Source organism: Sphingobacterium sp. UME9 (assembly GCF_014170215.1).
GTDB lineage: Bacteria > Bacteroidota > Bacteroidia > Sphingobacteriales > Sphingobacteriaceae > Sphingobacterium > Sphingobacterium paramultivorum.
Window position 1 is genome coordinate 1,545,987 of record NZ_LZZP01000003.1, and the last position, 13,188, is coordinate 1,559,174.

At 39.2% G+C, this 13,188-nt stretch carries 15 protein-coding genes; 7 read left to right on the forward strand and 8 right to left on the reverse strand.

Going from position 1 to position 13,188, the window contains the following annotated elements:
* Position 1 precedes the first annotated feature (1 nt).
* The 7 genes from A9970_RS08210 (at position 2) to A9970_RS08240 (ending at position 5,357) form a co-directional block, all read left to right on the forward strand.
* Positions 2-985 carry an aldo/keto reductase gene (locus A9970_RS08210; protein WP_182981929.1) on the forward strand — a complete coding sequence of 328 codons (984 nt, stop codon included), beginning with the start codon at positions 2-4 and terminating at the stop codon, positions 983-985.
* A gap of 10 nt (positions 986-995) precedes the next feature.
* Positions 996-2,084: an alpha/beta fold hydrolase gene (locus A9970_RS08215; protein ID WP_182981930.1), complete on the forward strand. Its 1,089-nt coding sequence runs from the start codon at positions 996-998 to the stop codon at positions 2,082-2,084.
* An 81-nt stretch (positions 2,085-2,165) separates the two neighbouring features.
* A complete protein-coding gene (locus A9970_RS08220; protein ID WP_182981931.1) occupies positions 2,166-2,813 on the forward strand; it encodes a flavodoxin in 648 nt (215 codons plus the stop codon).
* A gap of 30 nt (positions 2,814-2,843) precedes the next feature.
* Positions 2,844-3,890 carry an alpha/beta hydrolase gene (locus tag A9970_RS08225; RefSeq protein ID WP_182981932.1) on the forward strand — a complete coding sequence of 349 codons (1,047 nt, stop codon included), beginning with the start codon at positions 2,844-2,846 and terminating at the stop codon, positions 3,888-3,890.
* A 29-nt stretch (positions 3,891-3,919) separates the two neighbouring features.
* A complete protein-coding gene (locus A9970_RS08230) occupies positions 3,920-4,360 on the forward strand; it encodes a nuclear transport factor 2 family protein (RefSeq protein ID WP_182981933.1) in 441 nt (146 codons plus the stop codon).
* A gap of 99 nt (positions 4,361-4,459) precedes the next feature.
* Entirely contained in the window at positions 4,460-4,870 is a 411-nt protein-coding gene (locus tag A9970_RS08235) for a carboxymuconolactone decarboxylase family protein (protein WP_259655342.1), read from the forward strand.
* Positions 4,871-4,874: 4 nt separating this feature from the next.
* The gene (locus A9970_RS08240; protein ID WP_182981935.1) at positions 4,875-5,357 is read left to right on the forward strand and encodes a cupin domain-containing protein; all 483 of its coding nucleotides are present in this window, start codon (positions 4,875-4,877) and stop codon (positions 5,355-5,357) included.
* Between the two features lie 273 nt (positions 5,358-5,630).
* On the opposite strand, the gene A9970_RS08245 is transcribed toward A9970_RS08240, so the two are convergent.
* The 8 genes from A9970_RS08245 to A9970_RS08280 all read right to left on the reverse strand — a co-directional run bounded on the left by A9970_RS08245 (position 5,631) and on the right by A9970_RS08280 (position 13,111).
* Positions 5,631-6,764 carry a hypothetical protein gene (locus A9970_RS08245; protein WP_182981936.1) on the reverse strand — a complete coding sequence of 378 codons (1,134 nt, stop codon included), beginning with the start codon at positions 6,762-6,764 and terminating at the stop codon, positions 5,631-5,633.
* A 617-nt stretch (positions 6,765-7,381) separates the two neighbouring features.
* Entirely contained in the window at positions 7,382-7,888 is a 507-nt protein-coding gene (locus A9970_RS08250; protein WP_182981937.1) for a hypothetical protein, read from the reverse strand.
* 314 nt (positions 7,889-8,202) lie between these two features.
* Positions 8,203-9,057, reverse strand: a complete 855-nt coding sequence (locus A9970_RS08255; RefSeq protein WP_259655343.1) for a helix-turn-helix domain-containing protein — start codon at positions 9,055-9,057, stop codon at positions 8,203-8,205.
* A gap of 81 nt (positions 9,058-9,138) precedes the next feature.
* A complete protein-coding gene (locus tag A9970_RS08260) occupies positions 9,139-9,840 on the reverse strand; it encodes a peroxiredoxin-like family protein (protein WP_182981938.1) in 702 nt (233 codons plus the stop codon).
* 164 nt (positions 9,841-10,004) lie between these two features.
* Complete coding sequence (locus A9970_RS08265; protein ID WP_182981939.1) at positions 10,005-11,303, reverse strand: spondin domain-containing protein; 1,299 nt, start codon at positions 11,301-11,303, stop codon at positions 10,005-10,007.
* A 102-nt stretch (positions 11,304-11,405) separates the two neighbouring features.
* The gene (locus A9970_RS08270; protein ID WP_182981940.1) at positions 11,406-11,969 is read right to left on the reverse strand and encodes a dihydrofolate reductase family protein; all 564 of its coding nucleotides are present in this window, start codon (positions 11,967-11,969) and stop codon (positions 11,406-11,408) included.
* Between the two features lie 273 nt (positions 11,970-12,242).
* Entirely contained in the window at positions 12,243-12,455 is a 213-nt protein-coding gene (locus A9970_RS08275; RefSeq protein WP_075993143.1) for a PepSY-like domain-containing protein, read from the reverse strand.
* A gap of 74 nt (positions 12,456-12,529) precedes the next feature.
* Positions 12,530-13,111, reverse strand: coding sequence for a hypothetical protein (locus A9970_RS08280; RefSeq protein ID WP_182981941.1), 582 nt, complete (start codon positions 13,109-13,111; stop codon positions 12,530-12,532).
* Between the last annotated feature and the right edge of the window lie 77 nt (positions 13,112-13,188).

Consider the following 13,188-nt stretch of genomic DNA (forward strand, 5'->3'; position numbering starts at 1 on the left):
AATGGAAAAAAGAAAACTGGGAAATAGTGGACTTGAAGTGTCCGCACTTGGATTAGGCTGCATGGGTTTGAGTTTTGGCTATGGCCCGGCTACGGACAAAAAAGAGGCAATTCAATTAATCCGCTCTGCTTTTGAATCTGGGATTACCTTTTTCGATACGGCTGAATGTTATGGCCCTTTTACCAATGAAACCCTACTTGGACAAGCACTGGAGCCATTCAGAGATCATGTGGTAATCGCAACTAAGTTTGGTTTCGAAGATGGCGATTCAAAAAAAGGTTTGGACAGTAGTCCCGCCAGAATCAGAAAAGTTGCTGAAGCTTCCCTCCAACGTCTGCGTACGGACCGAATCGACCTATTCTATCAACACCGCACCGACCCCAATATCCCTATTGAAGAGGTGGCCGGAACCATCCGCGATCTGATTGCTGAAGGTAAAGTAAAACATTGGGGACTCTCTGAAGCGGGAACTGAAACTATCCGTCGAGCACATGCAGAGCAGCCCCTAGCGACATTGCAGAGCGAATACTCGCTCTTTTACCGTGAACCTGAAAATGAGATCATCCCTACACTGGAGGAGCTTGGGATCGGTTTTGTGCCCTTTAGCCCCTTGGGAAAAGGCTTCTTAACCGGCGCAATCAACGAAACGACAAAATTTGACCCGACGGATTTCCGTAACATCGTACCACGTTTCTCGGAAGAAAATCGCAAAGCGAATCAGGTTCTTGTAGATCTCCTAAAAACGATAGCAAGTGCAAAAGATGCCACTCCAGCGCAGATTGCATTGGCATGGCTGCTTGCTCAGAAACCATGGATTGCCCCAATCCCGGGAACGACAAAACTACATCGCCTGAAGGAAAATATTGACGCCATTGCTGTTCAGCTAGATACAAAGGAAATACAGGAGATCAACCAGGCGGCTTCAGCGATTACCATCCAAGGCGAACGATATCCTGCTGCTTTACAGAACAGAGTCGGTAAATAAAAAATAAACTATGCGATTGAACAGAATAATACGAAATATTACAGCCTCTGCTGCCCTATTTATTTTATCGATGACGGTACATGCCCAAAAAAAACAAAAGCCTTTGCTCATTGATGAACAAGGCAGCTTTGCAGTTGGTGGTACAATCAAGACCGAAGCTGGGCACTTTAACGTAAATGATGCCCTGAGTCCTCAAGGACAAACTTTCCATGGCGATCATGCCTACGTTTTCTATCAAAAACCGGTAAAAGCCCACAAGTATCCTTTGGTATTTCTGCATGGTGCAGGCCAATCAAAAAAAACATGGGAAACAACAGCAGATGGTAGAGAAGGCTTTCAGAACATTTTCCTCCGTCGGAAATTCTCAGTGTACCTCATCGACCAACCGCGACGTGGGGAAGCCGGAAAAAGCATGGTAGAAGCAACGATCAAGCCTGCGGCAGATGAGCAGTTCTGGTTTACACAATTTCGTATAGGCAATTACCCCAACTATTTCTCAAATGTTCAGTTTCCAAAGGATAGTATAGCATTAGAACAGTTCTATAGACAGATGACACCCAATACGGGTGCTTTCGATGCAACCGTTATTACCGCAGCGGTATCCAGTCTATTTGATAAGATTAATGCCGGAATCTTGGTCACCCACTCCCAAGGCGGAGGTCCAGGTTGGCTGACCGCGATCAAAAACGATAAAGTCAAAGCGGTCGTCGCATACGAACCATACAGTGGATTTGTATTTCCAGAGGGTGAACTTCCGGCTCCCATAAAATCCGCGGGGTTGTTTGGTGAACTCAAAGGAGTTACAATTCCCCTATCTGATTTTAAAAAGCTGACCCAAATCCCCATTGTCATTTACTATGGGGATAATATTGCCAAAGAGCCGACTAATGTATGGAACAAAGACCACTGGCGTTCGGGGCTGGGAATGGCCAGACTATGGGCCGCGGCAATTAATAAACATGGCGGAAATGCAACGGTAATCCATCTTCCTGAAGTTGGAATCATGGGAAATACTCATTTTCCTTTTTCGGATCTCAACAATTTGCAAGTTGCGGATGAACTATCCAAATGGTTAAAACAAAAAGGACTGGATAAGTAATAATGGTAGTACTATCCGTAATCCGTCTACCTAAAAAGAAAGTTGATTTAGGGAACTTTGTATAAATCAAAAACGATGCAAATGAAAACTAGATATTTATATTGCCTACTACTTTGCCTGTTGTTTGCGGTAACTTCCTGTTCGGGAGCAAATGAAGCCACATTTGAAAACAAAGGTTTCCCGATAGTTCCCCGTGATTCGCTAAATAATCAGAAAGTTTTGATCGTTTACCTATCGCGGACAAAAAATACCAAAGCTGTAGCGGAGATTATCCATCGGCAGGTAGGCGGTGATCTGGTTGGTCTTGAGCTCGAAAATCCTTATCCCGCTCACTATCAAACCGCTGTCGACCAGGTTGCCGAAGAAAATAAAACGGGTTATCTGCCGCCACTAAAAACGAAAATAGACAACATAGGAAAATACGACTTCATCTTTGTGGGTTTTCCAACCTGGGGGATGCAGCTCCCTCCCCCCATAAAGAGTTTTCTAAAACAGTATGATCTGGCAGGAAAGACGATTGTCCCTTTTAATACAAATGCCGGATATGGCGTTGGGAGCAGCTTTGACACGATCAAACAACTTTGTTCCAAAAGCAAAATATTGGAAGGGTTTACAACAAAAGCAGGTAAAGAACGGGACGGAATCCTCTTTGTGATATCAGGTGAAAAAGAAAAACAGCTTACCGTTCAACTTGCCCAATGGCTTGAAAAACTTGGATTCACAAAATAATAAGAAGTGGAAAGCATAAAATTACAATCAATGAAACAAATCAAGTATATCATCGTAGCCATGTTTATGGCGACGGGGCTCATCACAGAAGCACAGGACAAATCAAAAAATCCATTTGGCCTTGTGTATGGTGATGCTATAAAGGAAAATGTAAAGGGAAAAGTAAATATACATCCTGTGAGCTATAAATTAAACGGAATAGCGATCGCTGCTAATGTATATACTCCGGCGAATTATGACCCTTCAAAAAGATATCCTGCCATTATAGTCGCACATCCCAATGGTGGGGTCAAAGAACAAACTGCCGGTCTTTATGCACAGCGACTAGCAGAAGCGGGTTACATTACAATAGCCGCAGATGCCGCCTATCAGGGAGCCAGCGGTGGCGAACCCCGCCATACCGACAAACCCCAGTTCAGAACAGAGGATATCCATGGCATGGCAGACTATATCGCTGGTTACGCCGGTGTGGATCCGGGGCGTGTCGGTGCACTCGGGATCTGCGGCGGCGGCGGTTATACCCTCAAAGCAGCACAGTCTGATAAACGGCTAAAAGCTGTTGCTACACTGAGCATGTTCAACTCTGGTGAAGTGAGACGCAACGGTTTTCAAAATTCCCAACAAAATACAATTGAGCAACGATTGAAACAGGCATCAGATGCCCGGGCACAGGAGGCAGCAGGCGGAGAAATCAAGTATTCTGGCGTAGCTAGTATAACGGACGAAGAGATCGCCAAAACTCCAACAGATCTCTATCGGCAAGGATTTGAATATTATTATCGGACGCACGCCCATCCGAATTCAACGTTTTTATATACAACCAGCAGCTTGATGGATCTGATGACATGGGACGCGACCGATGGTATCGAACTGATCGATCAGCCCTTGTTGATGATCGCTGGAAGCAAGGCAGATACCAAGTATATGACCGATGAGGCTTTTTCAAAGGCTAAAAACGCAAAAAACAAAGCGCTCTTTTTACTAGAAGGAGCTACACACATTGAAACTTACTGGAAAAAGGAATACGTCACAAAAGCTGTAAATAAATTGGTTGAGTTTTATCACCAGAACCTTTAATAAAAAATACACTATACTTTATTATGATTATGAAAAAATTATTACTCGGCCTTTGTTTGGCCCTCTCCGGAATTCAGATCTCATTTGCACAGTCGCCTGCTGATCAGGAAATCATCAAAATTTCAAAAGATAAATGGCAATTGATGGCCGACAAAAATATCGGCACATTGGACAGCCTTTTTCATGAAAATTCAATGTTTGTCCACATGGGGGGATCCTGGGGAAAACAAAGGGAACTTGATGTCATAAAAAGTGGCGGAATCTGGTATAAAAAGGCTGATATCCATGAAGTATCGGTTAATATCATTGACAATACAGCCATCCTTCTCAATAGGATCGACCTACTTGCTGTCGTTGGTGGTAACGAGGTAACCAATCCCTTTATGGTTACGGAAGTCTACGTAAAACAAAATGGCACTTGGAAACTAGGATCACTGTCATTCACCAAACTGCTTACTCCTGGGAACTAATAACGATTCAACCAGTGATATCTTCGTAAAGAATGCGATCGCTAGTCTTTCTACTCCAAAAAGAGATGAAATAGAAAGGATCACTAATAGAGAATGATCATGAAGAAACAAAAGTATATTATTGCAAAATATGATCGTGGCAAAGCGATTTTGGAACAGCTTACAGGAGTAGCCGAAAAAGATCCAAAAACTGATTATGCTGCTTTTGCTCCAACTATTGAACTATTTTTAAAGGAACATCTATTTGCTGATATTTTTGAACGGGATATTCTTACCTACGCTGAAAGAGAACTGGTAACAGTCTCTGTACTAGCCAGCATAGGCGGCGTGGAACCGATGCTGAAATCGCATTTGGCAATTTGTTTAAATGTTGGTTTATCGGAAGAACAATTACAGCAGTTTATAATTATTATTAAATCTACTGTGGGCAAAAAAGAGGCTATAGTTGCACAAAAAATATTCGATGAAGTGTTAGCGAATAGAAAGGATAAACTTTATTTAAAAATTTAAAATCATGCATTTAAACAATACAACGATACTATTTCTGACGGGAATCTTGGCAATTTCATGTACTCAACAGATCAAACCACCAAAAACTGAACAGGACAAAACACATGATCCTATTTTTTCAAAAGGTAAAAGGATTACAAATGACAATTTCACAGGAACAGTGTGGTTAAATAATCTAGTAACCGCAGATCGGATCAATCAGAATGCTGTTGGAAGTGTGACCTTTGAGCCTGGCGCCAGGACCAAGTGGCATTCTCATCCGGCGGGACAGATTATTCTGGCATTGGATGGTGTCGGCTTCTATCAGGAAGAAGGTAAGGAAAAAATAATCGTCCGTAAAGGAGAAGTTGTAAAATGCCCAATAGATGTTCCTCATTGGCATGGCGCGAGCGCCGATTCTGCTTTTGTACAGATTGCCATAACAGGCAGGGAAAAGGGAGAAACAGTATGGCTTAAACCTGTGACAGATCAAGAGTATAACAATTAACCTAAATAAGATCTCTTTTCTCGATAGCAATGTTTGGGCTCTAAAATAAATTAATTCTTCCGCACATCCCGAACCCTGATCTACAGTCTTTTGCAGTTGAGCTAATGTACCATATTCATCCTTTTCGCCCTGAATAAACGAAAGTAGGCATTCAATATCGGTTAAAAATATATACTTAACAAGCATGTCGATTTATAGACAAACTTGGAAGGATCTATATGAATCAAACAAATAAGCCGGCTGTGTTATAGAAAGCCGGCTTTTGAAAAGGATTTAATGATCCTGTTTACCTCTTTTGGGTGTTTTGGTAATATTGGGGATGAAAACCAAATAATCGTAACCTTTTATAATTCTTTCCAACTCCAAATCCTCTACCTTAAGCTTCTGTTTAGAGATTGCTTGTTGTAAGGGTCTCAAATTATAGGCATACCAATTGTCATCTTTTACAACGCTTAAAAACGATTTATATTGATCCAAATCAGCCAATGTTTCACCTTCGCCCTTTCCGATGAGCATAATATGTAATGACTTCCGGTAATTTGCCTCTTCAATATTAGCAACCAGGTTACCAACATCGAATACTTCCATTAAACTCTCTCCTTTAGGCATGTGATTAGCGCCATATTTGAAAAGATTCTTCTTGTCTTTCCATTCGGGAAGCTTCTCAAAAACCAGATGTTTGATATATTGAATCCTTAAGCGATGAATTCGATTTAAATATAGATCCTTGCTTAATTTTAGCGCTTCAAGCTGTTCTTTCTCAATGGCGGATAAATTGAGAGCGGTCAATGCATTTATTTTTTCTAAACAATCATCAGAGAACAAATAGAATCTGGTGTTATTTTTTGTGTCAAAAGCAGCAGAATTAGCAATCATCTGTGTATAAATTTCTTTTGCTTTAGCACTTTTGGATTGCTTACTTAATTCCGAAAAAAGCAAGCGATCTGAAAATAAACTAATTTGTTCAGCTCCATAGGTTTTGACATTCTGATCTACTATGTTTTTGAATAAGTCAAACTCAGCCTCACCTTGTAAAAAAGATAAAGCAGACCCCGACTCATTGCGAAATTTGTCCAGTTCAGAAGGAGTTAAGGATTTAATTTTCTTTGATATTGTATTGACTGTATAGGGATCAATTTCCAGAATATAGTTATCGAACTTAATATTATTGACGACCGCGTTTGTGAAATAAGGAATTTCGCTGGTGAAATGCTGCTCGCCCAATAATACGGAGTTGTTTTTGCTGATTTCATCTAGCAAAGTAGTCCATCCTTTGCCGTCAAAAGCGTTATTTTTGTTTTTTTTAAAGGTCGAATAGCTATTTTGAATTAAACTATCCATTAATGAGGTTTGTGCACGACCGAAATTGGCAATAAATAGGGTTAAAATTAGGAGTTTGGTTTTCATTATATATTTTTTTGAAAGATACTCATTTAGGCAGGACAATGCTAGTCATTTTTTATATTCTAAATAGTGTATAAAATCCGACAATAATTAGTGCGTCTTCAATAAAATATAAGTCAGCTTTCCTATAATGAAAACCTAAATTCTTCTGTCCAATAGTAAAATTAGTGCATTCAATATCGAATTTCTCTAAGCTTATTTTACTTTTCATTTTTATTAGTTTTTGTATCTCCTTTCGAACAGTTTTATGCGAATGTGATCGATCAAAGTAAATTATAATGAAAAAAAAAGAGAAAGTAAAAGTAACAACATATTTCATTTTTCAAAATAGGATTCTAGTCTTTCGCTCAGACTCGAAGGCCTTGACTATATGTGAAATGCCCTCATTCAAATGCATATTTATAAACTAGATTTGTCGATAACAGATTGTCATGCTCTAAAATTCAACTTGTCGAATTTGCATTTTTATTTATAATCAATTCTTCAATTTCCTGCTTCCAAAATTCCGAATTTGCTAGCAAATCATCATCGTTTTCTTCCATAAACATGAAGAAAAAGTCGCCCTCTTTGATGATCAAAGTAAGCTTTATTAATTTCCCCTTTCTTAAAGGATCATTTACCTAGTTCCATTCAAAACTATAATATGTAAGGTACCAATGTCCGGACACAGATTGAAATCTAAAAAATAAAACAATGTCGTCTAACTTTGACCGATAGGTTATCTCATAATAATTATCGCCTTTTTTCTTGAAAAAGGAATAATCTTCGACATTATTAAGGTTCGCCGACTGAATAACGGTCCAATTCATTTTAGTCCAATAAAATTTTCTGTCCTTAATGAAAAAAGAATTACCAACTGAATCTCTTGCTTCTTCTTCATTAAAAACAAATTCAGTTGACATGCCTCTGAGCGGGAAATCGATTCTACTTATTTGGAATATTGAGTCACAAAAGAAATGGACCAAAAAGCCATCAAACTTCTCAACATACACTATGCTCTTTTTTTCAGTAAATTCAAACTTGTTATCTTTATTAAAATTAGAATTTCTATTTTCTTTTTGGTGACAATTTGTAAAAAATCCAAAAATCAGAGCAGCTAATATTAGATTATTTATTCCTTTTTTCATTCTTTTTCTGTGCTCCGTTTCGGTTTGTTGATTATTTAAATTCTCTTATTTTCGCTTCTATGATTAATAAACTTTCATGATCACTAGCTAAAACAAAGTCGTCCTATTACGTTGATTCAATCCTGATACTGGCTATATAAAATTTAAATATCTAAAGCTTTTCACCAATGAATCGATTCCTATTTTTGAAGATTTAATAGGTCATAAGTTAGCACACAAATTGTTGAAAACAAAGAAAATTATAGGGCAGTATTTGCCGTTTTTTCACATTATTTGTAGCACCTCTTATTCATGTTCAACATGACAGTCTGTATTTAAACGCAATAATGATCAAAGGTTCTTAAAGACAGAAATATTTGTTCCGGAGTACATCTTGAAAACCGGCTAAAATGAGCAGGACTTTCAAAACCCAGTTCGTAAGCTATCTCTTTCGCTGACTTCTCGGTATAATGGAGATACCTTTTAGCCTCAAGAATTATTCTGTTGCGGATTAGAACGGATGGCGCCGACTGTTTCAACAGCGCAAATACATTGCTTAGTGTTTTTGGTGATTTGTTGAGTGCAGCCGCATAGAACCTGACTTCATGTTCCTCTTTAAAGTTACATTCTAGTAGCAATGCAAACTTTCTCACAATATCCATTTTTTCGTCGGGGAATAACTGATAGCTTTCACTTTGGAGCTTTGCAATTCTTGTGGTATTGATAATCACTCTCTTAAGAAGGGTGCGCAGCATTTCACCCTGAAAATTATCTTTTACCATCATCTCATTTGAAAACACATTCTCCAGATGAGACATTTCTTCCACAGCAGTTTCATTTAATACAATGAACATTGGATGTCGAATACCATAGAACAGAAAACCAACACAACCGACCTCAGCATCGTGATCAACGATACAATAGAACTCCCTATTAAACTGCCAGGCAGTCAGCACATCGGGCTGTTCAAATACAAAATGTTGATTGGAAACCAAAGGAAGTATACACCTTGATGGCATCGTATAGCTGATCTCATCGATCGTCACTTTTTGTTCGCCGCCCTTGTTATAAATAAATGTATTGATAGGCAGGGAATTCGCATTACGAAGTCCCCTGCCTGAAAACTGGCTGTTGTCACTGTGCATCACAAAAAGTGCTGCTGTTGCGTTATCGCTATACTCCCTAATCATGTTGTCATTTACTTACAGCATTTCAATTCGCTTAAATTTAATCATTTTCTTGTAAGAGCCTAACGCCCACAAGCTAGAAATTTAAAGGTCTTCTTTAATGCTGCTTGCAGCAGCAAGCAGCATATTGGAGGATAATCTTTGTTTAAAATCGGGATTGATAAATTCAAAATGAATTGTTCCCTTTTGATCAAGTATAAATACTGATGGAACCGGAAGCAGCAAGTCGGTGTCTTTACCTCCAGTTGTTTTCGGTAGCATCTCCCAGTAGTCTTTCGGAGCTTTATACGCAATCCCCATTTGTTTCGACAGTGAAAGATCTGCATCCGATAAAAGTGTATAGCTTAATTTTTCTTTCGCTGCAGCTTTCATTAATCCCTCGGATTCGTCTGTACTTATGGCAATCAACTGATACCCCATTTCTTCCAAGCCGGGAAAGGCCTCTTGTAAGCCCGAAAGTTGTCTGGTACAATAAGGACACCAGCCACCGCGGTAGAAAACCAAAATGGTCGGCTTTTGGGAAATCGCTCTATTGAGATCAAACCTTTTACCTGAAACGTCTACCAATACTGCCATAGGTATTTTTTCTCCACACAATAACGGACTGATGTCTTCCGGATTTTGCGGAATTCGATAAGGGATTTGCTTCATATCCATTTTATCTATCCTGCTGTCAGCTCTCCGCATGCTGGACCGCTCCTGCGCATTGGCTATGCTTGCGATGCAGGTCGTGAACAACAGCAGCGCAACAAACGCAGCTAATTTTGTTTTTATAGGATTTTTCATTTCATAACACGTTTATTACTTAATAAATACTGAATCGATACTTTTTGCCCGTGGAAACTCAATCGATACTTTAGCCACTGCATGAAATAGGTTGCTGATTGTCCTGTCTCCAATAAGAACAATAATAGCCATGAGATTTTCGTTCGTATAACCGGCCTCAAAAATTAGTTGATTGTTACTTTAATAATGCTAGAAATTGATGGCAGTGTGGTGAACCCATTTGGATTAGGCACTTCTGCAATTGGTTTACGTTCGGTCACAGGAGTGCCGCCTAATCCTGCTTGCTCATTGCCGGCTCCGGGAAACTGATTAATCGCTGTCCCATTGTCAAACAATCCGATTGAATAGGATACCTCTCCTTTTACTGTTGCATCAATTCCATTATCTTTTGTTGCAAAGAACCAATCGTTGGAAAGGCCATACATGCTTGCAATGGCAATTCGATCTCCACTTGCTATACTTAACCGCTGTGAAACGCTACTTCCTGCCTGCGCTCCGATTTTAGGAAGTAATACTGTTGAGCTAGCCGCCGGAAGGATATAAACCGCTTTTACACCGGAGAGTGTTTTAAGATAAGCCGCCAGGCCCGATGCATCACCTTTTTGCGCTAAATCTTTCAGTCCTTTACCACGGTCATTTTCACCGATTTTATATATTGGGTTTTCGATGCCTTTATATAGCACCACCAAAACTGGAGATAATGGTGTAAAAATACCTGTTTGCGTATTAATGTAATTACCCAACACGCTATTGTCTCCCATCTCCGCAATATTTGTCAAGCCATTTACACTTGGTTTTCCTACTTCAAATAATGGATTAGGATTTAACAGGTTGCCTCCCACGCTATATGAAATCGCCCAAACTCCGGGACTGAAGGGGGTCGGATTGGTCGTACCGCCCGAAACATTAGTGATTATAAGTGTAAAATTGGAATTACCTTCATAATGAAGTGTTGCTTTCATTAAAGTAGAAGCTGGAGCATAAGTATTGCCCTGTGCATCGGTTCCGTTTACTTCAATAATAGCTCTTGGAGCAGTTTCTGTTGTTCCCGGGTGAATTACAGCTGCACCTGGAATCTGATTGATACGAGTACCATTATCCCATAATTTGATCTGTGCAGAAACATCGCCCTCAACCGGAGTTCCATTGTCCTGATACAGCTTTATGCCAGGATTTGCGGGAGCAAAAAACAAGTCATTCGACCAACCATACATCGTTGCAAAGCTCAGCGCTTGTCCTTTGGCTGCAGAAAACTTAATGGAAATTGCTTCGCCAGGCATAACCACTGGCGAAGCACCAGTGTTTTTAAAACTACCGGACTCGACCAATGGTTTTGAATCCAATACATTTTCTATCGTGATAGTCGTCGCCGACATTGATGGCATAGCATCATTTTTATTGCAAGCGATAATTAGCAAAGGTATTGCTGCCATAGCCCACAAAATTGAATGTTTATGTTTCATAATGAATTCTTTTTAAATTACATTACAAATGTAAATTTCATGGGAGGAGCTGTAGGTATCTGAATTTCCCGCTGTGTTGCCGATATTTCCCGAGGGAATAATTTATGAGGAAGTAGATGTTGGATTGTACTGATAGTACAGGAGGACTGAACCACCAGAGAAACACCTTGTTTTTAATAGTTTAAAAACTATTCTATCGCTTATATGTTCAAATAGTGAAAGCCCCTTTCCTACCACAACGGGATAAATGCACAATTGAAGTTCGTCGATCAAATTGAGATTCATCAGCTGGACAATTAAGCTTCGACTCCCAACCAAAATATCTCTACCGGCTTGCTGTTTCAATTTCAATATTTCATCCTTTAGCATCCCTTCTGCCAATTTTGCACTCGCCCAGTCTACATTTTTTAGGCTATTTGAAAAAACAACTTTTGGAATTTTATCGATAGCCAATGCAAAGTCATCCATTGATTTTTCACCTGAGGGATTTTTCACAAAAGGCCGCCAATATTTCATAAGCTGATAGGTAATCCTACCATATAAAATGACATCAGCGTTATTTAACAGATGCGTATAATGAAGATGTATTTCCTCGTCGGGAATGCCTGCTGTATGATCACAAAACCCGTCAAGGGTCATATTGAATGCTGCAATTACTTTTCTCATGTCCTTCCAATAAGCTTCTTTTACACTGTAAATCTAATATTTTATACATTGAATAAGCTTTGCATAAGACAAGAAATAAACTGGCGTAATGATAGAAAAGAAAGCTAAAGTTTCAAAGAATATATAATAACCCCCGAATAAAATTGCAGGTGGAAGGAATTAAGACAAAAAAGTCAAACCACTAAAGATAATTACCGTTGAAGGGGGGAGCATAAAGCTAAGCTCCTGCCCCTTTTTTAAGATATGAAGTCTATTTCAGATCATCGAAGCGGGCTAGTCACGATCTGTTCTCACAAATTGTCCATTGAAATCGAAAATAAGAGCATCTCCACCCCTGATATCTATTCGATATGAACTGCGTTTTTTTTCGATAAACTCAACCTGATTCCCAGGATGATTTTTTATGATAAAAGTTAAAATACTCCTTCTGACATCCTGGGAAGAAAGTTTTTCACCCTTGCCGGTTACTAAATTCCAATTGACCATATGATTTAAGATTTAAAATGTTATAATAATCTAAACCTATCCATCAATTTGGGAAAGAAATGGGAATTATTTATCTATTTTCCCAATCTAAATCCAACCGTTATACCGCCAACAGGTGTAAATTCGCTTTGGCTGTCATAAAAACTCACACCTGGCCCGATACCTACATTTATCATAAAACGCTCGCCATAAGTTCGCTGTATACCCCACATTGCGCCTAAAGTTAGGGTGAAATCAGCAACATACATATTATCACTTTTCAATATGGACGGACCAGCAGCTCCAAGCACCCCTGCAATATAATTGCCGGAATTGTGTGCTATTTTTTTCCCTTTCTGAAGCCTTTTATTTAAATTATAATAATGTCGCACTTGCATATCGACCACTGGGCGAAATGCATATCCCCACTCAGAATCTTCATGATGATATTCGTTAATCGTTATCGATGTTTTACTGTATAATAAACTTCCCGATAAAGGTCCTGAAAAGCGCAATGTTGTTTTATTTCCGATTCCCATTTCGTAAGACATATTGGTCAGGATATTGTAGGCAAACTGGTGATCCTCAACTTTGGCTTCAACTGCTGTATTCGTTTGTGCAAAAGACATCGAGGCAAAAGCCACCGTCATAAAGAGTGTAAAATAATTTCTTTTCATTAATAATTAATAATTTGACACCGCAAAGATATTAAAATAAATAATGTATAAAAATCAACCTCCTATTGTCAAATCGA